We start from the raw sequence: 21,294 nt of genomic DNA, 5'->3' as shown, positions 1-21,294 counted from the left end.
CTCATCACTTACGAATCATGATCCAAGGAGCATAACTGATGGTGTTACGACTGGGCTATCTAACTACCTATGATGCTTTAGATGAGTCGAGTTGGCCGAAAGAGCTATTTGGCCTTTTTGGCGCAGGTCATCATCTAGCAAAGAATTTAGAAAGTGAATCAGTCTTGCTGGATTACCTAGGTCCTTTAGATCAAAAGGAAAATAGGCTCATTACTACTTTTAAGAAAAAGTTTTATTACAAAGTTCTTAAAAGAGTTTATGAAAGTTGGGCAGAGCCATTAGTCCTGCAAGAGTATGCGTCCAAAGTTTCTAGAAAGCTCTCTGAATTCAACTCGGATATAGTGCTATGTCCAGAAAATGCTTTGCCATTCTCCTACCTAGACTGCAAACAACCCATTGTTCTTTGGACAGATGCAACATTTCAATGGGTGATTAATGCCTATCCTACATTTAAGAATCTTTGTAATGAGACCAGAAGAAATATCTGTGCGCTAGAAAAAGCATCATTAGAACGATGTGAAAGAGTAGTGTTTTTATCGGAGTGGGCCGCTCAAACTGCGATCCAAACCTATGGAATTGCAGAGTCTAAGATTAGGATTATTCCTTGGGGGGCAAACATCAAGTGTGATAGAACCCATGAAGATATCAAAAATATCGTTGATGCTAGGGCAGCTCAACCTTGTAAGTTATTGTTTATCGGTCTTGAGTGGTTTCGTAAAGGCGGAGATGTTGCCCTTGAAGTTGCCAAGGAATTAAATAGGAGGGGATTAAAGACCGAGCTGCTTCTGGTCGGATGCCAACCCATTACAACTGAACCTCTACCTGATTTTGTAAAAACAATTGGTTTTGTTGACAAATATACAGAAAAAGGATTGCAACAACTCAACCAGCTATTCTGTGAATCTCATTTCTTGATTTTGCCATCTAGAGCAGAAACATTTGGTCACGTTCTTTGTGAAGCAAATTCTTTTGGAGTTCCTTGTTTGGCATCAAAAGTGGGAGGGATGACCACTGTAATTAGGGATGGCTTTAATGGAAAAACCTTTGCCCTAGATGCGGAGATTTCAGAATATTGCACCTATGTAATCTCTCTCATGACGAAATACGAGGAGTATAAACAGCTTGCTTACTCCTCATTCAATGAGTATCAATCTCGCTTGAACTGGAAAGCTGCTGCCCAGTCGATGAAGCAGTTGTTAACGGAAGTGGCATAGTTGCTATCATCGTGTTTTGCCTCGCTTTAAGAATGATACTAGCTTCGATAGTAAGTTGCATTGGGTGCCTAACCGATGATCACAACCTTAAAGAATGTTTTGAGACCTTATAAACGTAAAGCAGCTGCCCTTTATCACAAGGTGGTTCCCAAGCAGCCGGATGGCTATAGGCCGTCTTATTCACAAGAGGGAGAAGATATGATCCTGGCTCGTATCTTTGAAAACCGAAAAAGTGGCTTTTTTGTAGATATTGGTGCATTTCATCCACAATGCTTGTCCAATACATACTATTTTTATCTTCAGGGTTGGCAAGGCATAAACCTTGATGCTATGCCAGGTAGTATGGCAGCCTTTAACCAACTGAGACCAAAAGATATTAATTTAGAAATTCCAATTTCGGATAGTAAACAAGTTTTGACTTATTACAGTTTTAATTTGTCCAATTTTAATGGATTTTCTAAAGAGCTCTCTGCTGAAAGAGATGGAATTACAGTTGGAGATGGTACAGAAGTAAAAGTTGTTTCTGAAACAGAACTGGAAACATCTACCTTGGCTGAAGTTTTAGATCAATATTTGCCTAATACCCAAAGTATAGATTTTATAAATGTTGATGTAGAAGGCTTAGATTATCAAGTTTTGAAGTCTAACGATTGGCAGAAATACAGACCAAAAGTTGTATTAGTTGAGGACTTAGATATAACGTCAATTAATCGAAACACCTCATCTGCGATCGCCAACTTCATGTATAGCCAAGGCTATGATCTCTACGCAAAAACTGTTTACACTCTAATCTTTAAGCAGCAGGATTTTAAGGTTTAGCTTGATGAGTTTTCATTGAAGGTAATGAGTGCAAACTTTATGCCCAAGGTTTCTGTAATTATCCCAGCCTACAATGCAATGGATTATCTTCCACAAGCAGTGGAAAGTGTCTTACGACAAACCTTTGCCAGTTTCGAAATTCTAATTGTGGATGATGGTAGTTCGGATGAGATCAAACAGTGGGCTGCTCAAATTCAAACTATAGAACCTCGACTGCAACTCATTACACAAACAAATCAAGGCGTTTCCGCAGCCCGTAATCAAGGAATTTCTTTAGCTAAAGGAGAGTACATTGCTTTTCTAGATGCAGATGATTTCTGGGAGCGTACAAAATTAGAAAAGCAGGTAGCGCACTTAGAAAATAATGCCTCTGTTGGTTTAGTAGATACCTGGATTGCTTTAACAAATGAGCAAGGTGAGCCTTCGGGTAAAGTCACGATCTCTGAGGCCGAAGGTAATGTTTGGAGGCAGATTATTCAGTCTAATCTACTCAGTTGTGGCAGCACACCTCTAGTTCGTCGTTGCTGCTTTGACATGGCTGGAGAGTTTGATAGAAGTCTGCGCTTTGGTGAAGATTGGGATATGTGGGTACGAATTGCTGCTCATTACACTTTCGCTGTGGTCAAGGAACCTTTAGTTTTTTATCGACAACACTCTAAAAACACATCCAAAAGGTTTGACGAGATTCTTCCTGACCTGGCCAAAGTGGTTGAAAAAAATTTTAGACATGCTTCACCAACGGATCTTTACTTAAAGCGCAAGGCTTATGGTCGTATTAATCTCTATATTGCTTGGAAGGCCGTGGAAAGCAAAGATGCTCAAGCAGCCATGCATTTTGCTCGACAAGCTTTATTCTATTATCCTCAATTAGGTTTTGACAAAAGTTATATCCGCCTAATACTGATTGTTTTAGGAAAACGTTTGTTAGGAGATCAGGGATACAAAAAGCTGCGCGAGTCAGTACTGAGTTTTCGCCAGAAGTTTCCAATAAGTTCTGGCTTGAGATCAGAGCTTGATTAAGTATTTTTAGCTTGCGATGTACTTCTTAAAGCTTTTAGGGTGAATGTAATTGGTGGAAACTAAAACGATGCTTGCAAATGTTGAGAAACAAAACCCACTTGTGAGTGTGATTATTCCGACCTACAATCGCCCCCATTACTTAAAGCAGGCGATCGCCAGTGTCGTTCAACAGACTTACACCCATTTGGAAATCATTGTCTCAGATGACTGTAGCCCTGAACATCCTCAGCCTGTAATTGATGCCTTTCAAGATGCACGGATTCGCTTACGCCGCAATCCGACCAACTTAGGCATTGGCTTGAATGCGACATATGCTTTCAAAGATGCTAAAGGCAAATATGTGGCGAGTCTCAATGATGATGATCTTTGGCGTCCAGATTTTCTAGAGAAATTGGTGCCGCCGCTGGAAGCCAATCCAGATGTGGCCTTGGCGTTTTGTGACTACTCCATTATTAACTCCGAGAGCGAAATTGATAATTTAGCCACTGAGAGACAGTCTCGCCGTGAAAAACGCCATCAGCTCCAGCCAGGTATTCATCAACCTTTTTGGGAACTCGGTTTAATCGATCGCTCGGTGTTCGCAGCTTCTGCGGCTCTGATTAGACGCGAGGTCGTGGACTGGGAACGCTTACAGGAAGCAGGTGTGTTTTGGGACTACTACATTAGCTATCTCGCCTGCCGTTTGGGTCGAGGAGCCTACTATTACCCAGAGCGCTTAGCTTGCTATCGCATTCATGCTCAATCAGAGAATATGACTAGTGGCAATCGCAATGCTCAAGCCAAAATTCGCAAAGGTAAGGCAGGAATTGCTTGCTATGAACGCTTCATGGCCGATGCTCCCACACCTAAATTACGAGCCTACTTTGAGCGGGAATGGGCCTACGCTAGTACAACTTTGGGTATCGGGCTACTCCGGGCAAATCAGGCGATCGCGGCTCGGCCTTATTTTTTGCGATCGCTCCAACAAAATAAGTTGAATGTCCGTACGATAGTAGCTTTGACTCTAAGCTTTATGCCTCAGACATTAGCGAGTCCATTTCTACAGGTGCGAAATGTCTTTGCTGACTATTCCAACCATTTGTAATTGGTTAATACATCTTGTGTCTAAAGACGGTTGTCTCAGAGCCTAAAAAACTCAAAAGTTATTGAATTTTTCATCCTTAAACCAGTACATTTTAGAGGAAACGAGAAATGACTCAAGCTGCTTTGTGCCGTTCAATTTCAACGGTCATCATTGCTCAAAACGAAGAAGAATGTATTGCGAATGCTATTCAGTCTTGTTTGCCTTTTGCGGATGAAATCGTAGTTGTTGACGGTGGCAGCCAAGATGCTACAGTGCAAATTTCAAAAAATTTGGGCTGTAAGGTTTACGCAAATCCTTGGCCAGGATACTCAAAGCAACGTAATTTTGGTGCCGACCAAGCCAAGCATGATTGGATCTTTTTTCTCGATGCAGATGAAGTTGTAGACACAGAGCTAGCGAGTGCAATCTTAGCGTGGAAAACGGGTTCAGAGCTGACCACAAAGGCTCTATCAGTCAACCGCGTCGGAGATCTCTTCGGGCAGTGGTTAGATGGTCGAGCGGAAGCACATGTGCGTTTGTACGACAAAACTCAGTTTCGGATTAAAGATGTGCTAGTACATGAAGGGCCTGATGTGAAGGATGCACCTATTACTTTGCTACCAGGAACTTTATGGCATCAGGGATTTCGAGACATGAGCGATTTAGTCGTTCGATTTAACCGTTATACGGATTTAGACGCCAAGCAAGCTCACTCATTAGGTAAGAAATTTAATTTAATTAGATTGCTACTAAAGCCACCCGCCAAGTTTTTGCAGCAATATCTTTGGTATGGCATGTATCGTCAAGGCATGGCAGGTTTCACGTTGGCTAGTTTATGGAGTTACTACATTTTTCTCAAGGAAATCAAGCTCTATGAAATTGATTGGCAGGCCAAAGGGAATACACAACCTGAACAGAAAGAATTTGGCTTGTCTGCGGCATCCAATCGTCAGGTGCAAGCTTAGGTTGCCAATCCTTTTTCAGTCGTTAATCACTTATTCAAGCCCATGCAAATTCGCTCCTCCAGAGCAGCTACAAAAAGCTTTAACTTTGGTTTAAAACCAGCGCCTGCTTGGATGGCAATTCTAGGTTTTACCTTGTTTTCAGCCCTCTGTCTGGTGGTGAAAGCGGGGCTCCTGAGAATAGCGTTTCCGGGAGGCGCTTTTCTGGTGGGCTTGTTTTTATATGGGCGTTATCCCTTGCTCTACTTGGGATTTACCTGGTGGATTGCATTTCTATCGCCTTGGGTGCGGCGGATGGTGGATTACCAAAGTGGTTGGGTTGATCCAAGCCCTATCCTATTGGCTCCTTTTTTGGTCATGTTTGTGACTATCATGACTTTGGTGCGATCGCTGCCTAGAGCCACACGGCAGGGAGGTTTACCCTTTATCTTGGCTTTTGTTGGCGTGATCTATGGCTTTTTGGTAGGGCTGATCAAATATCCGCCAATGGCTGTAGTGGTACCCATGCTGAACTGGTTCACCCCCATCTTGTTTGGGTTTCACCTATTTGTTAATTGGCGAAGTTATCCTAGCTACCGTCAAAGCTTAGAGCGCATATTTCTTTGGGGCGTTTTAGTTTCAGGGACTTACGGCGTATATCAATACTTAGTCGCGCCCCCATGGGATCGATTTTGGTTAGTTAATTCCAATGCCAGTGCTTTCGGCACCCCAGAGCCTTTGGGGATTCGGGTCTTTAGCATCATGAATTCTCCTGGCCCCTTCGCCACGGTGATGCTGGCAGGCTTGATGTTGCTCTTGAGCGGCAAAGGAAATCTCCGATTTTTTGCCTCTGGGGTTGGCTATTTATCGTTTCTGTTATCTCTGGTACGAGCAGCTTGGCTGGGTTGGGGCGTGGCGATGCTGACCTTTCTGCCATCCCTGAAGCCAAAGCTGCAAATGCGATTGGTTGTGACGATTGTGGTGATGGCGCTTTGCATTATCCCTTTGATCAATCTCGATCCTTTTGCCGATACGATTGGAGCCCGCTTGCAGTCTCTCACAAATACAAAAGGAGATGTCAGCTATGCCCAGCGCAGTGAAGGCTATGCCGAAACCTTGAGTTTGGCGTTTTCCCAGTTTCTCGGTCAGGGTTTGGGGTTTGTGTTGGAGGGCACCAGTTTGGGTAGTAATGACAGCGGCATTTTGAGTATGTTTTTCTCCCTGGGTTGGTTCGGTACGATTCCTTACTTGGGCGGCATTATTTTGCTGCTATTTAGCTTATTTCAGTCTGTTGACATTCGAGCAGATGCCTTTGCCAGTGCGGCTCGTGCCATCAGCTTGGGCGTATTTGCCCAAATCGGTTTGGGAAGTGTGACGCTGGCTCTTTCAGGAGTTGTGTTTTGGGGTTTTGCGGGTATGGCCCTGGCCGCCAGCCAATACCACCGCTACCAAAGGTTAACAGCCCTACAGTCGGGGTAAAAGGTCTAGAGCATGGCGATCGCAGTCACGCTCTTTGTAGTAGTGGATTTTACTTTAGTTTCAGGAGAAATGAATGAAAGATGCTTCAGACTATCCTGCGGCTGCACTCAGTCGAGAATTGCGAGCAACTTCAACCAATCCCTCAGTTCCAGTTTCACCAAGTAAGAAAAAACTAGAAATCATTCAAGCCTGTCGAGGTATTGCAGCGCTATTAGTGGTTCTGTTTCATGTGACTGAACTCAGTCAACAGAAGTTAAATCAAAATTTCTTTTCAGGGCTATTTGCCTTTGGAGGATCGGGAGTTGATTTCTTTTTTGTCCTCAGTGGATTTATTATTTTCTTTGCTCATCGAGCTGATATTGGGCAAAAACAGAAACTCAATACTTTTATTGTCAAACGAGCTATTCGAGTGTATCCCTTATATTGGATGATCACCCTCGCTCTCCTACCGATTTACTTTCTAATTCCCTCATTTGGCAAAGGATATGAGCGCAATTTAGGGGTGATTGTAAAATCACTCTTGTTATATCCCCAAGAGAACTTTCCAGTTTTAATTGTGGGCTGGACCCTCAGTTACGAAATTTTCTTCTACTTTATATTTGGTTTGGCTATTTGGCTGGCACCCAAAGTTTCTCGATTTGTGCTTTGCAGTTGGTTAGGAGGAACTTTGGCATTTTTCTGTCTCAGCATCAGCGATCGCGCCTCATCTACACAACTACCTCTGCTCTTAAACTTCATTTTTAATCCGCACAATTTAGAGTTTGCCTTCGGCTGTTTAGCTGCTTATTGGGTAGTAGGAGAAAAAATAAAACCAGGAATCACAGGCATCGTTTGCTTCATCACAGGAACGTTGTTATTTATCGCCTCAGGATTATGGGATAACTCCAAAATCATAGAACTTCCTGATGTGGTGGCTTATGGATTACCTTCAATGTTAGTTGTATTAGGGGCAGCCTCCATTGATCTCAACCAAGGCTGGAAAATGCCAACTTGGCTGAATGGATTAGGGGATGCTTCTTACTCCATTTATTTAGTGCATTACCCTTGTTTAGCTGCCACATTTAAGGTGGCGATCGCGCTAAATCTAGTGGGTTTGCTAGGAAGTTTTCTCAGCATTAGTGTGTTAGCAGTGATCGCTGTCATCGCTGGCTGGCTGACCTACTTGTATCTTGAAAAACCGTTAATTACCTGGCTACGACGTAAATTAGTGCCGAAGCAATCCGCTTGGGCGAATGCTCAATAAACTCAGTTGCAGCCGCAGTCAAGATGCCCGGAATACAAGTAGGTAAAAGCAAAATCAGATGGTATAGCTACATACACGAATCGGTTTTCATAGGTGACCCGCTTGTCTAGTTCTGAATCAATTCTGGCGTTTCTGAGTATTCCAATCTTATGAAGATTCTCTTCTTAGACCAAAGCGGAAAACCGGGTGGGGCTGAATTGTGCCTGCTGGATATTGCAAAACCCTATCGCGATCGCTGCTTGGTCGCTTTATTCGCTGATGGCCCATTCCGAGATCTTCTAGAACAACATGAGATTCCGGTACAGGTGCTCAACGCTGAGGGGATTCAAGTGCGTAAAGACAGCGGTTGGCGACAAGGCTTCGGTAGTTTGGCGCAACTCTTGCCCCTGATTCGCAAAGTGGTGCAGTTGAGCCGCAACTACGATTTGATCTATGCCAATACTCAAAAAGCACTAGTTGTAGGAGCTTTGGCAGCTTGGATCAGCCGTCGGCCTTTGGTTTATCACCTGCATGATATTCTCTCCCCTGACCATTTCAGCTCCATGAATCGGCGGCTCGCGGTCACTTTGGCAAATCGTTTTGCTTCGTTGGTGATCGCAAACTCAGAGGCAAGCAAAACCGCTTTTATCGTGGCGGGTGGCCGTGCTGAGCTAACTCAGGTGATTTATAACGGCTTTGAACCGCAAACCTATCAGTCTGCTAGCGCCGATGCTGTGCAACTGAAGCAGCAACTGGGCTTGACAGAACAGTTTGTCGTGGGTCACTTTAGTCGGCTTTCACCTTGGAAAGGGCAGCATATCTTGCTGGAAGCTTTAGCTCATTGTCCAGAGGATGTCACAGCTTTATTGGTCGGTGATGCTTTATTTGGAGAGCACGAATATGTCGAACAACTGCATCAGCAAGTCAACGCACTCGGTTTACAGGAACGGGTGCGTTTTTTAGGGTTTCGCTCGGATGTCGTGACTCTGATGAAATTGTGTGATCTGATTGCTCATACTTCCACAGCTCCAGAACCATTTGGTCGCGTGATTGTAGAAGCCATGCTTTGTGGCAAACCTGTGGTTGCTGCCAAATCGGGCGGGGCGATCGAATTAATTACGCCAGAGGTTGATGGTTGGCTGGCCTCTCCTGGGAATCCTCAACAACTGGCAGCTGTGATTAATCTCTGTCGGAACCAACCAGAACGCTCTAGGGCGATCGCTCATCAAGCTCAAATCCAAGCTAGTCAACGTTTTGACCTGTCAACTATCAACCAACAAATCGCTCAACTTTTGGGGCAAACATTAGCACGAGTTCCCCAGGTTTAATCACACCTGAGCCTGTTCTTGATTATTCGCTAGTTGCCAGATATGAAGTTTTCCTTTGTCTACTGCATGAAATGCTACCGTTATCCCTTACTCGCCTTACTAAGCGCTTTACTGATTGCCTGTACCTCTTCTCTCAATCCCTTACAGGCCCAATTGCAACCAGAGCAGGCTCGCAGCGCTGACTCATTCGTGAATTCAATTGGGATTGCCACGCATCTGCGCTATGTTGACACCGCCTATGGCAATTACGACACACTGATCAAGCCCAAACTGCAAGAGTTGGGAGTACGCCATATTCGGGATGGTGGCAAGAATTCTATCTTTTATGACCGACTCAACGATTTAGCCGCATTGGGAATTAAATCAACACTCGTGATGGATGTCAGAGATGGGATTACTCCTGACAATGTTGTCACAGAGGCGATTCAGCCTGTCTTGTCCTCCATTGAAGCGGTAGAAGGCCCGAATGAGTGGGATGTGAATCCTCAAGTGACTTATCAAGATCAAGCCTTTCCCGAAGGGCTGCGGGCCTACCAAGACGAACTGTATGCCGCAGTTAAAGCAGATCCCACGACAGCCGCATTGCCCGTTTTGATGCCTGCTCTAGCCATTCCCTACAACGCTATGCGCGTAGGTACTCTTGCTTCGGCTGATCTAGGCAATATGCACAGCTATGCGGGTGGTAACCTGCCCAGCCAAGATCTAGACATGAAATGGGTGCCTCTGACTCAGATGATCACGGGGCCAGCCAAGCCCATTGTGGCGACGGAATGTGGTTGGCACAATGCCACCAACGATCTCAAAGCATCGCAGCCAGGGATCTCGGAACTTGCAGCGGCTAAGTACGTCCCCAGACTCTATCTGGAGTATTTTAATCGAGGCATCCAGCGATCGTTCCTTTACGAACTAATCAACGAGCATCAGGACACGACCCAAGAACAGAACTTTGGTCTGCTCCGTAACAATGGTTCGCCTAAACCTGCCTTTGACTCCCTTAAGAATTTGATTGCATTGCTGCAAGATCCAGGCCCTGAGTTTGCCCCTCAGGCTTTGAGCTACAGCTTGAGTGGCAATACTGCCGACGTGCATCATACACTGCTGCAAAAACGAGATGGCAGATTTTATTTGATTCTTTGGCACGAAGTACCTAGCTTTGATCTGCAAAGTAAGCTTGATGTTTATGCACCAAAACCAGCAGTCACCGTTAGCATACAAACCCCAATGCGTCAGGCCTCGCTCTATAAACCAGTGAGAGCCGCTGCATCTTTGCAGCAATATCCCAATCCTCAACAACTGGATCTGAGCATTCCTGACCATCCGCTCGTGATTGAGCTAGCCCCAGCCTAAGTGAACTCATAACCCAAGCAACTGGAGGATTTTATGCCTGTAACGCGATCGCAACAACCATCTGTAAGTTTATTTATCCCCAACTTAGCGGGGGGCGGAGCAGAGCGAGCTATGTTGCATTTGGCTCAAGGCTTTGCTGCAAGAGGGCTGAAAACCGATTTAGTGCTGGCTCAGGGAGAAGGTGCTTACCTCGATAAAGTGCCTGCCAATGTCCGCCTGATTAACCTCAAAGCCAAATCTCCGGTCATAGTTTCCAAAACTTGGGCGCTCAGACGCTATTTGCAACAGGAAAAGCCAGATTTCTTGCTCTCAGCACTCGATATCGCTAGTTCCGCAACTTTGGCACAGCGATTGGCAGGGGTACCGACTCGTGTGGTCATGTGTGTGCAGACCAATCTCTCACAACAGTTTCAAGACAGGCATGGAGGTACTGGCAATGTTCGACCTTTTCTGGTGAAGCAGTTTTATCCTTGGGCAGACGCGATCGTGGCTGCCTCCCAAGGAACCGCTAGGGATGTGGCAAAGATGGCAGGGCTACCTGAGGACAAAGTACAGGTGATTTACAATCCAGTGGTGATGCCAGATTTGGCTGAAAAAATCAAAGCGCCGATTGATCATCCCTGGTTTGCAGTTGGGGAACCTCCTGTGGTTTTAGGAGTGGGACGGTTAGTGAAACAGAAAGACTTTCTTACCTTGGTACGCGCTTTTGCTTTGGTGCGGCAGCGGCATCCCGCCCGATTGATGATTTTGGGAGAAGCCGATCCACGCGAAGCTCTAGTAAAGCCTGAATTGGAGGCTTTGATTCAAGAGCTAGGATTGCAAGATGATGTGGCGCTCCCTGGCTTTGTGGAGAACCCCTATGCCTACATGGCACAATCAGCCGTGTTTGTGCTCTCCTCCATCTATGAGGGATTTGGCAATGTGGTAGCGGAAGCCTTAGCCGCAGGTACTTCTGTGGTTTCGACTGACTGCGAAAGCGGCCCAGCAGAGATCTTGGGCAATGGCAAATATGGTCGTTTAGCTCCTGTCGGTGACCCAAATGCTCTGGCCGATGGGATTGTTGCGGCCCTAGAACAACCAACCGCTGCTGAGGTGCTACAGCAGCGGGCCAATGCTTTTACCATGGACAACATCGTGGAGCAATATCTGGATGTGCTGGAGAACCTCAGCCGCCAAGATGCTCTTCAAGCCAGCTAATCTACAAGCTAGCTCAGTTGTTGAACAGAAATGTAATGCGAATTCTCCATATCCTGAACGATGTCCGCGAACTAGGGAACGGCATTATTAATGTGGCGATCGATCTCGCCTGTCTACAAGCCAAGGCTGGGTATGAGGTGGCGGTAGCCTCTGAGGGCGGCGAATACGAAGCCTTACTCACAAACTATGGCGTCACTCATTTCCCCTTGAATCAGCAGCGGCAACTGGGGAATCTCCTCCGGGCCGCTAAAGGTTATCGCGCGATCGCCCAGACGTTCCAACCGGATATCGTTCATGCCCACATGATGACCGGGGTGGTTTTAGCCCGCTGTTTACGGCGATTTGGTCACTATGGGCTAGTTTCTACGGTCCACAACGAGTTCCAGCGCAGCGCCACCTTAATGGGAGTCGCCGATCGCGTGATTGCGGTAAGCCAAGCGGTGGCCGATTCGATGGCACGACGGGGCATTCCTCAAAGAAAGCTGCGAGTGATTCGCAATGGCACTTTGGGCAGTCCTCGTGATCGACCCTCTTCTCTCCCTGAACCGATCTCGCTCCAGCATCCCGCGATCGCGACTGTGGCAGGGATGTATCAGCGCAAAGGCATTACAGAACTAATTGCGGCCTTTGCTCAGATTGCCACAGATTGTCCGGAGGCGCATCTGTATCTGATTGGCGAGGGGCCTGACCGCCAAATGTTTGAGACTCAAGCTGGCGCTACTCCGGTGTCAGAGCGTATCCATTTTCTGGGGTTTCAACCGCAACCCCAAAGATACTTGCAAGCCATAGATATTTTTGTCTTAGCTTCTCATCAAGAACCGTTTGGTTTGGTGTTGTCAGAGGCGCGGGAGGCAGGCTGCGCCATCATCGCCAGCAATGTGGATGGAATTCCCGAAGCATTAGATCAAGGAGCCGCAGGTTTATTAGTTCCTCCTAAAGATAGAGCGGCGATCGCAGCAGCTTTATTAGAATTGCTTCAATCTCCTGAGCAGTTGCAGGTCTGGAAGGAGCGGGCTCAACGTAACTTAGGTTGGTTGAGTGTATCTCGTGTGCAGCAGGAAACCCTGGCACTCTACCAAGAGTTGATTGCCGATCGCGATCGCTCTAAATCTTCTGCCCATGTTGGGCTATAACCCTCGCTATTCCCGAAATCGAATTAAGATACTGCCTTAGAATCGGGTCTTCACCTCCACTAGACCTCTCTTTATAGAGGATATGGGGAAGCTTTGTGCATTTATCTTCAAAGCCTTTGGCTCTGACTTCAGTTCATTTAGCACTTCAGGATAACTCATGAGTTCTCAGTTTCCTCTCGTTTCGGTGATTATCCCTGCTTACAATACTGAACTTTATATCGGCCCAGCTTTGGAATCTGTGCTGTCACAAACGTATCAAAATATTGAAGTTTTGGTCGTAGATGATGGTTCAAAAGATCGGACTGCCGAAATTGTCGAATCCTTTGTGCAGAAAGATCCGCGTGTGCAGCTATTTAGGCAAAAAAATGCTGGCGTGGCAGCGGCTCGAAACCTAGCGATCGCCCATGCTCAGGGAGAATACATTGCTCCCATCGATGCCGATGATATTTGGTATCCCCAAAAGCTAGAAAAACAAGTGCAATGTATGTTGCGATCGGGGCCTGAAGTAGGTCTGGTTTATACCTGGTCGGTGCATATTGATGAATCAGGATCAATCATTGGTGAATATAAGCATAATCGGGCTTACAAACCAGAAGGAGATATTTATCCCATCTTGGTTTATTTTAACTTTTTAGACAACGCTAGCAATACTCTAATTCGTCGCACTTGTATTGAGCGAGTGGGAGGATTCAACCCAGAATTACGAGCGCAAAATGCTCAAGGTTGTGAAGATTGGGAACTGTATTTACGCATTGCTGATGCTTATGAATTTCGCGTGGTACCTGAGTTTTTAGTGGGCTATCGTCAGTTACTGGGTAGCATGGCTAGCAACTCGAAAGCAATGGCTAAGTCCTATCAGTTAGTTATGGTGGAAGTGCAAGCTCGCCATCCAGAAATCCCAAAAACTATTTATCGCTGGTCTAGAGGTTGTTTCTATCACTATTTAATGGGCAAAAGCTATCAATCCGGAACACACTGGAGCACTTTGCAATGGCTTTATCTCACCCTCAAAGATGATCCTAGCTTGCTGCTACGCCCCGGTTTATATCCAATGATTTTAACTTGCTTATTAAAAATTGCCACCAAGCCTATCACCTCTTTAATTTGGTCTGACCACCGCTCCTGGGTAGAATTTAGACAGCGCTTTAGGCTGAAGCCCCCCTCCTTAACCATTGAAGAAGTCAACGATCAGGAAAAACAGCGTTCTCGTCGGATTTTGAAGCCTTATGATTGGGTACTTCTATGGCGCTGGGAAAAAGCGATGAAAATCTGTCATCAGCTTACTTCTACTAAATCAAACAATCCGCAAAAATTGCTGATTTTGCATTAGCTATTTAGCAAAATAGGAATTCATGAAAGAAGCAAAAGCAATCAAAAAACTGTGGCCTTTATTGAGGTTATATCCTTGAGCAATTCCAGTCATCATAGCTTTGGGAATTTTAGCTTCTCTCTCGGAAGGGTTAGGAATCAGTTTATTTATTCCTTTACTACAAAGTTTTGATTCTAGTACGGCTCAGGCTGCTCAAAGTAATGCATTAATTGCTTTTTTTGATCGAATTTTTGTTCAAATTCCTGCTCAAAATCGTTTACCCATTACTGCTGGCTTCATTTTCGGTAGCGTTTTACTCAAAAATGCTTTGTTATACGGTAATACCCTACTGTTTTCCTGGCTGAATTGGCAAATTAGCTATCGATTACGTTCTGGAATTTTTAAGCAGTTACTCACTGTTGGCTATAGCTTTTTAGAACGTTATCCATCGGGTAAGTTTCTTAGTACTTTAGACAACGAAACATGGCGAACGAGTCAAGCCCTATCAGTGCTAGTTGGCCTGATTATTAGTAGCTGCACAGTGGTTGTGTTCGCAATTTTGCTGCTGCTAATTTCGTGGAAGCTTACGCTTTCGGTAGCAGCGGTCATGCTACTGATTTCTAGCATGATTCAATTCATGACTCGTCGGGTCAAACAGTTGGGCAAGCAAGCCGAAAAAGCAAATGCCGTCTTTGTGCAACGGGTTTGGGAAGGATTGCTAGGGATGCGGGTGATTCGGGAGTTTGGTCGCGAATCTGATGAACAGGCGCGATTTGATCAAGCCTCTCAGCAAGTTTGCCACTCCTTTATGGAACTCGATCGCATCTCTGGGGCAGTGTATCCCCTCTCCGAAGTTCTCTCTACGGGATTGCTGGCTGGCATCCTGGTGATCGCTTTGCAGCAACAAGTGAATCTGCCCACCTTGCTGACCTTTGTGTTTATGCTCTATCGGCTGCAACCCTAGGTGCGGCATGTAGATGGAGCGCGAGTTAATTTGATGTCGCTCACTACTGCGATCGATGATGTCATGTCCCTGCTCGATCGCAGTGATAAACCGTATATCCGCTTTGGCAAAACTCGTTTTACAGGATTGCAACAGGCGATCGCGTTTCGAGCCGTAGATTTTTGTTATGGCGCGGGTGAAAAGACAGCACTGCAAAATATTTCTATCTGTATTCCCAAAGGCAAAATTACGGCGATCGTAGGGCCTTCGGGAGCGGGTAAATCCACTCTGATCAGTTTGATTTGTCGCTTCTATGACCCGACTAGTGGCGAAATTGAGATCGACGGTCAGCCTTTGCCACAGCTCAATCTAGCCGACTAGCGCGATCGCATTGCCGTTGTAAGTCAGAGCGTGCATATTTTTAGCACCACAATTTACGAGAACATTGCCTATGGTCGGCCTGGAGCTACGGAAGCGGAAGTGATCGCTGTTGTGAAACAAGCCAATGCCCATGACTTTATTAGCCAGCTCCCGCAGGGATATCAGACCCAAGTGGGTGATCAGGGAGTGCGGTTGTCGGGAGGACAAAGACAACGCCTCGCCTTAGCCCGCGCGATTATTCGCAACCCTGAAATCTTGATTCTGGATGAAGCGACCAATGCCTTAGACAGTACCTCCGAGCATCTCATCCAGGAAGCCATCAATGCTCTCAGCCAGCGTTGCACCTTGATTGTGATTGCCCATCGCCTGTCTACAATTGAGCAAGCGGATCAGATTATTGTGATCGAAGATGGACAAGTGACGGAGCAGGGAACGATGGCAGAATTGCTCAAGCGCGATCGCCTGTTCGCTAAGTTGTATCGTCTGCAATATCGCAATGCTCAGTTTTGAGAATGCCTGCAAGCTAAACCTTAGTTTTAGTAAGGGTCAGTATCCGATTCACGCCGCTGAGAATGGCTAACAAAGATGCGGTGACGATATTGGGGTGAATACCAACGCCATGCAACGAACCGGAGATGCGATCGCTGGTGACTTCTACATAGGCGATCGCCGCCGCATCACTGCCTTGGTTGAGGGAGTGCTCTTCGTAATGATCAACTCGGATGTCTAGGTTCAAGGCTTGCAAGAAAGCATCAATCGGGCCATTGCCTGTTCCTTGCAGCGTTACGGGTTGGCCCTCTATCTCCAGTGTCACGCTGATCAACTGCTGTGAATCCACTTCTGTGAGGTGATGAGAGAGGTATTTGCAGGATGAGACTGCTTGTAAATATTCTTGCTCAAACAGTTTCCAGAGGTCTGCTGCGGCCATCTCCTGACCGTGGGTATCGACAGCTTGCTGCACAATGCGACTGAACTCGATCTGTAAGCGCCGAGATAACACTAAGTTGTAGTCGCGCTCCAGCAAAAATGCGATACCACCTTTCCCCGACTGACTATTGACCCGAATCACAGATTCGTAAGTGCGTCCAACATCAGCAGGATCAAGAGGGAGATATGGCACTTCCCAAATGTCATCTGGTGATTGGGCGGCGAATCCTTTTTTGATCGCATCCTGATGAGATCCGGAGAAGGCAGTGAAGACGAGATCGCCCACATAGGGATGGCGGGGATGGATCGGAAGTTGCGTACAGTCTTCTACTAATCTGGCGACTTGATTAATCTGGGAGAAATCTAAACTTGGGTCAACGCCTTGGGTGTAGAGATTAAGCGCCAATGTGACCAAATCTACATTGCCTGTGCGCTCGCCATTGCCAAATAGACAGCCTTCCACGCGATCGGCCCCTGCCATTTGAGCCAGTTCTGCTGCCGCGATCGCACAGCCTCGGTCATTGTGAGGATGCACACTCAAAATCACGCTGTCTCGCCTGGTGAGATGACGATGCATCCACTCCACTTGGTCGGCAAAGATATTGGGAGTTGCGACTTCCACCGTAGCAGGGAGATTGATGATAGCTTTGCGTTCAGGCGTGGGTTGCCAAACTTCTAGCACCGCATTACAGATCTCCTTGGCAAAGTCTAACTCTGTCGAGGTAAAGACTTCCGGCGAATATTGAAATTGCCAATCGGTGTTGAGTTGCTTGGCAGCGAGGTCGTTGAACAGTTGGGCAGCGGTGACTGCGAGGTCGATGGTACCGGGGCGATCCAACCCAAACACAACGCGGCGAAAAACTGGAGCGGTGGCGTTGTAGAGATGCACGATCGCTTGTTTAGCACCTTGTAGAGCCTCAAAAGTGCGACGAATTAAGGCTTCGCGGGCAGGGGTCAAAACTTGAATTGTGACATTATCGGGAATCAAGTCTTGCTCAATCAGGTGGCGGACAAAATCGAAGTCAGTTTGTGAAGCGGAGGGAAACGCGACTTCGATTTCTTTGAAGCCAATCTGCACTAGCAAATTGAATATCTGTAATTTTTGCTCTCCGTTCATCGGCTCGATTAGCGCTTGATTACCATCGCGCAAGTCGGTGCTGAGCCAGATAGGAGGTTGGGTGATGATGTGGTCAGGCCAAGTGCGATCGCGCAAGGCGACTGGGGGAAAGGAGCGGTATTTGTTAGCAGGCTGCTTCAACATGATCGACAAATCCTTAATTTCTGAGGTGGATGAGGTGTTGTGGCGATGGTAATTAAAAGCTTGGGGTTGTCAGATTGCAATGTAGGTTGCCACTCAGTCCGAGCCTGACAACCCACCCACAGTCGCAGTAATGCCTTTAATGTTTGTTGCAGTCGCATGAGAGAGCTCCGGTGAAGTTAAGACAGTGGATAGCTAAATGTTCTAAAACTCTAAAACAAAGCCTTGGGGGCCCTCGCCCCCAAACCCCCGCTGAGGGACGGCTGCGTCCCCCAGACCCCCTCCAGAAGGGGGTTAAATTTGAAAAAAACTAAATTAAGCTCAAAAATTATTTGCGCGCCAAGCGCAGCAGCAATCCCAGCCCTAGGAGTAGGGTAGAGGGATGGCGTAGCGATCGCTGCTGGGTACGCATAAGACAAAGTTGGTATGACTTCTTGTATCGTAATGGCAAGCGATCGCTAGGTCAAGGGAGACTCAGGATAGAAATGTCTACAGCCCCAGCAATCTAAAGAGGCCAAAGAAGCCGCTCAGGGGTGAAAGAACATCTCCAACAGTATCTGAGATGCCTGCGAGAGAAGATCTGCCAATGATCACTGTGTCGTTATTTCGTAGGGGCGGGTTATTCTGTGCACTCAAGCCTTGAGCAAGGTTAACCTCAATCACTCGCTGCGATACAGTGCCATCAGGGTTGAGACGAATGAGAGTCACAGCACTTTGCTTAGCGCGGCGCTTATTAAAGCCACCTGCGGCCAACACTGCCTGATTCAACGGCGTATTGGGTGGTACTTCCACGGCCCCTGGTTTGACAACTTCACCCACAATGTTGACTGTGATCTTATCCGGGGAGAAGCTGGCGGCAGCTAATTCTGTAGCTTCTTGAGCGCTGAGAGTAGTAGCAGTGGGAATGACAATCGTGTCGCCATCTTGCAAAGGAAGATCCTGACGTAGGTCGCCTCCTGCTAGAAGTTGCCAGAAGTCAATTTTGGTAACTTGGGCAGGTCCTGAATTAGTCCGACGACGCAGTTCAATGTTACGGATATCTGCCGTTTGGGTAATGCCCCCTGCTACCTGGATCGCCTTCGTAATAGTGGGAATCTTTTCTTGGCTGTTGGTGTTGATGCCAGTCTCATTATCGGTTGCACCACTAATGATATAAGGACCCGGACGCTGCACTTGACCCACAATGGCAACTTTGAGGGGACGGGTTTCAGTGGTGGAGAAACTAGCAGCGGCTAACTGAGATGCCTCATCTAAATTGATGCTTTCAGAGGCAGGAATGAAAATACTATCGCCATCCCGCAAGGCAACATCCTGATTGACATCGCCTGTTTTTAGGAGTTGCCACAGATCGACATTGAGCATAGCAGCCCCAGTACTACCGGGTTTAGCTCGGCGAATTTGCACTCGACGCACATCCGCAGCTTGAGTAATGCCACCTGCAAGTTCAATCATTCTTGTGACTGAGGTTGCGCCAATATCGGTAGCTGAAGCGTCTGGCTTGGTGGTGTAGGAACCAGGACGATTTACTTCACCCGCGATCGCAACTTTGATCGGGCGAGCAGCCAACAAACTAATTGTGACTAGGGGCTGTCTTAAATAAGGCGCAAATCTAGCTCCAATGCTATTAGAAGCTTGCTTCAAGGTTTGGCCTTGCACGGAGACAGCCCCAACTTGAGGCAAGTTTACAGTACCGCTCGGCAAGACAATAAACTCACCGCTGTACTCTGGTACTTCAAAGAAATCGACTCGAATGCGATCGCCCGCTCCCAGAATGTATCCGGCGTCTCCTGTGGTTTCTGCACTAGGCTGTAGATTGGGAACAGCCTGGGTAAACTGCGCCATCCCAGGGGCAGGTAGGGTAATCAATCCGACCAGCACCAATAACACCAATTGTTTTGCAGTTCCAATCTGCCGCTGAAAGCCTTTTGGCGGCTGAGTTCGGCCCAATGCCGTTTGCAGATACCACCGAGTTAGGAAATTTAAGCTTGGGCGATTCATTAACATCTCCACAAATGACTCACTCAGAGTTGGGCTCACTACCGAAGTAGGTGAGGAGGATTAAGGTGAAAACAATCTAGCGAGACTGTTCACTTTAATGGCATCGGCTTATTTACCAACACTTGTAGATGCTGTAATTAACATCAAGCTTGCCCATTAAGAACCATCATCCTGACGAATAAGTAGTGGCTTTAATCGAGCATACGCATAGCTCTCAAGCCCCCTTAGATTTGAAGGATATCAGGTTCTAAAGTTCCCTAAATGCAGAAATTGGCGATTTTACGATAGCTTCAAAAAGCCTAAATCCCTGAAGTAGAATAATAAGTTGATTCAATCTTTCCTGTAAAATTGCTGGAAAAATATACAAAATAAAGTAACTAATTTAACATTTCTACTCCAGCAAGCACTGAGCCTTCCAAGCCGACTCTAGGAAGGACGACACTCGCAGGTTAGAGCTTTAGTTAGCTGAATTAGTCCTATAGATGGGTGGCTATAGCTGTTAATTTTACTTAGATTCAGGTATAGGCTTTCATCTACAGATCATGGATGACTTTAAGGTTGATATAGTACTGTTTCTCATTCGCAGTGGCTTCGAGTTTGGCGAAGACTTCTCAATGGATGCGAATGGTGATTTGATCATCGGCAATCCAGATACCTTTTCCGCTTTGACAGAGTTGTTGGACTCCCTAAAGGATTAAGTGAAGGATCTAGACGTTGGAGCAAACAAGTGAGACGGTGAAGCGGTTCTCTCAGAGGGACGTGATCACGTTGCAATAAGGTGATCTAGATTTGATGACACTGCGCGATCGCCCCATGCTACGCCAAAAGAATCACATTTTCGTCAAGGGCAGTGCCTAACGAGAACCTGCGGGAGTGCGGCGTCCAGGAATCGTTCTTGTTTTGGGCATGGCAGCGTAGAAGGACATAGTAACGGGAGTCTGGGGCGCAGCGTTGGGTTCAGATTCGGGTGTAAGTGGCTCTAAGTTGGATGCTGTGGTGGACTTGAGCCAAGGGAAAAGGTTGAGAACGGTTTGCTTGAAGTTCATAAGATTTACCTCGCTGATGCACGTTGAACTGGTGAAGTTCTATAGCTTGAGTAAATCCTGCTTATGACAATCAGAGAGTGGTGGCTAATCCAGAACCTCAATTGGCTGGGATTGGCACAGCGATCGCAACGGTAATCCTAGGGTTGAACCCCGGCTGGATTGTGACAGTTGGCAGATTGGTGGGCTTGCTGCTGGCATCTGATGAATCCGAACCTTGGGGGAAGACCCCCAAACCCCCTTCTGGGGACGGCCCGCTTCCCCCAGACCCCCTCCGAAGGGGTTGATGGTTGGTGTTTTAAGGGTTATGTAGTGATTTTGAGGAGTTGATTGCCTCTTTTTTGGAATTCGTAGTTAACGGGTTGGATTTCTGGCTGATAGCCTTGTTGCTGAAAGTGATCCATTACAGGTTGGAGGTGAGGGGAGGTTGCGCCGGAGATGTCTAAAATTGGGAAGATGCGCGCTTCGGGAGCGACTCGTAAAAGTTCTGCGATCGCCTGGATGTGAAACTCGGTTGAGAGCTGATTAGAGTAGGTAAATAACAGGTCAGCACCCCGCTCTAAAGAACGGGGCTTCATGCCTCGACTTTAGATAGCTGACCAGTCTGAGCCTTCACTGGCTACGTTTCAAGGGTCATGACACCTACAGATGCTTTCCAGTTTGTAGCTCTGT

At 46.7% G+C, this 21,294-nt stretch carries 21 protein-coding genes; 17 read left to right on the top strand and 4 right to left on the bottom strand.

Annotation, left to right across the window (positions count from 1 at the left end):
* The first annotated feature begins 38 nt into the window (after positions 1–38).
* The 15 genes from KME12_20530 to KME12_20460 all read left to right on the top strand — a co-directional run bounded on the left by KME12_20530 (position 39) and on the right by KME12_20460 (position 15,906).
* Positions 39–1,214 (top strand): glycosyltransferase family 4 protein, encoded by a 1,176-nt coding sequence (locus KME12_20530; protein MBW4490174.1) that lies wholly within the window; start codon positions 39–41, stop codon positions 1,212–1,214.
* A gap of 75 nt (positions 1,215–1,289) precedes the next feature.
* On the top strand, positions 1,290–2,033 hold the full coding sequence (locus tag KME12_20525; GenBank protein MBW4490173.1) for an FkbM family methyltransferase: 744 nt from the start codon (positions 1,290–1,292) through the stop codon (positions 2,031–2,033).
* Positions 2,034–2,072: 39 nt separating this feature from the next.
* Positions 2,073–3,053, top strand: a complete 981-nt coding sequence (locus tag KME12_20520; GenBank protein ID MBW4490172.1) for a glycosyltransferase family 2 protein — start codon at positions 2,073–2,075, stop codon at positions 3,051–3,053.
* 67 nt (positions 3,054–3,120) lie between these two features.
* Positions 3,121–4,137, top strand: a complete 1,017-nt coding sequence (locus KME12_20515; GenBank protein ID MBW4490171.1) for a glycosyltransferase — start codon at positions 3,121–3,123, stop codon at positions 4,135–4,137.
* 107 nt (positions 4,138–4,244) lie between these two features.
* Positions 4,245–5,081, top strand: a complete 837-nt coding sequence (locus KME12_20510) for a glycosyltransferase family 2 protein (GenBank protein MBW4490170.1) — start codon at positions 4,245–4,247, stop codon at positions 5,079–5,081.
* Between the two features lie 42 nt (positions 5,082–5,123).
* Positions 5,124–6,536, top strand: a complete 1,413-nt coding sequence (locus tag KME12_20505) for an O-antigen ligase domain-containing protein (GenBank protein ID MBW4490169.1) — start codon at positions 5,124–5,126, stop codon at positions 6,534–6,536.
* Positions 6,537–6,609: 73 nt separating this feature from the next.
* Complete coding sequence (locus tag KME12_20500; GenBank protein MBW4490168.1) at positions 6,610–7,779, top strand: acyltransferase; 1,170 nt, start codon at positions 6,610–6,612, stop codon at positions 7,777–7,779.
* A gap of 149 nt (positions 7,780–7,928) precedes the next feature.
* A complete protein-coding gene (locus tag KME12_20495; protein MBW4490167.1) occupies positions 7,929–9,086 on the top strand; it encodes a glycosyltransferase in 1,158 nt (385 codons plus the stop codon).
* Between the two features lie 42 nt (positions 9,087–9,128).
* A complete protein-coding gene (locus KME12_20490; GenBank protein MBW4490166.1) occupies positions 9,129–10,433 on the top strand; it encodes a hypothetical protein in 1,305 nt (434 codons plus the stop codon).
* 33 nt (positions 10,434–10,466) lie between these two features.
* Positions 10,467–11,630, top strand: a complete 1,164-nt coding sequence (locus KME12_20485) for a glycosyltransferase (protein ID MBW4490165.1) — start codon at positions 10,467–10,469, stop codon at positions 11,628–11,630.
* A gap of 35 nt (positions 11,631–11,665) precedes the next feature.
* Positions 11,666–12,763: a glycosyltransferase family 4 protein gene (locus KME12_20480; protein MBW4490164.1), complete on the top strand. Its 1,098-nt coding sequence runs from the start codon at positions 11,666–11,668 to the stop codon at positions 12,761–12,763.
* Between the two features lie 157 nt (positions 12,764–12,920).
* Positions 12,921–14,093, top strand: a complete 1,173-nt coding sequence (locus KME12_20475) for a glycosyltransferase family 2 protein (protein ID MBW4490163.1) — start codon at positions 12,921–12,923, stop codon at positions 14,091–14,093.
* A gap of 100 nt (positions 14,094–14,193) precedes the next feature.
* A complete protein-coding gene (locus tag KME12_20470; protein ID MBW4490162.1) occupies positions 14,194–15,036 on the top strand; it encodes a hypothetical protein in 843 nt (280 codons plus the stop codon).
* 33 nt (positions 15,037–15,069) lie between these two features.
* Positions 15,070–15,396, top strand: a complete 327-nt coding sequence (locus KME12_20465) for an ATP-binding cassette domain-containing protein (protein ID MBW4490161.1) — start codon at positions 15,070–15,072, stop codon at positions 15,394–15,396.
* A gap of 30 nt (positions 15,397–15,426) precedes the next feature.
* A complete protein-coding gene (locus KME12_20460; GenBank protein MBW4490160.1) occupies positions 15,427–15,906 on the top strand; it encodes an ATP-binding cassette domain-containing protein in 480 nt (159 codons plus the stop codon).
* Positions 15,907–15,919: 13 nt separating this feature from the next.
* Here KME12_20460 and leuA read toward each other — a convergent pair whose 3' ends face one another.
* A complete protein-coding gene (gene leuA, locus KME12_20455; protein MBW4490159.1) occupies positions 15,920–17,584 on the bottom strand; it encodes a 2-isopropylmalate synthase in 1,665 nt (554 codons plus the stop codon).
* A 486-nt stretch (positions 17,585–18,070) separates the two neighbouring features.
* On the bottom strand, positions 18,071–19,579 hold the full coding sequence (locus tag KME12_20450; GenBank protein MBW4490158.1) for an SLBB domain-containing protein: 1,509 nt from the start codon (positions 19,577–19,579) through the stop codon (positions 18,071–18,073).
* Between the two features lie 542 nt (positions 19,580–20,121).
* On the opposite strand from KME12_20450, the gene KME12_20445 reads away from it, so the two are divergent.
* A complete protein-coding gene (locus KME12_20445; GenBank protein MBW4490157.1) occupies positions 20,122–20,277 on the top strand; it encodes a hypothetical protein in 156 nt (51 codons plus the stop codon).
* 156 nt (positions 20,278–20,433) lie between these two features.
* On the opposite strand, the gene KME12_20440 is transcribed toward KME12_20445, so the two are convergent.
* A complete protein-coding gene (locus KME12_20440; GenBank protein MBW4490156.1) occupies positions 20,434–20,625 on the bottom strand; it encodes a hypothetical protein in 192 nt (63 codons plus the stop codon).
* Positions 20,626–20,705: 80 nt separating this feature from the next.
* Here KME12_20440 and KME12_20435 point away from each other — a divergent pair, with 80 nt between their 5' ends.
* Positions 20,706–20,909, top strand: a complete 204-nt coding sequence (locus KME12_20435; GenBank protein MBW4490155.1) for a hypothetical protein — start codon at positions 20,706–20,708, stop codon at positions 20,907–20,909.
* Between the two features lie 18 nt (positions 20,910–20,927).
* On the opposite strand, the gene KME12_20430 is transcribed toward KME12_20435, so the two are convergent.
* Positions 20,928–21,200 carry a hypothetical protein gene (locus tag KME12_20430; protein ID MBW4490154.1) on the bottom strand — a complete coding sequence of 91 codons (273 nt, stop codon included), beginning with the start codon at positions 21,198–21,200 and terminating at the stop codon, positions 20,928–20,930.
* Positions 21,201–21,294 lie beyond the last annotated feature (94 nt).

The organism is Trichocoleus desertorum ATA4-8-CV12 (assembly GCA_019358975.1).
Classification (GTDB): domain Bacteria; phylum Cyanobacteriota; class Cyanobacteriia; order FACHB-46; family FACHB-46; genus Trichocoleus; species Trichocoleus desertorum_A.
This window is presented reverse-complemented; position numbering and strand designations above follow the sequence as displayed.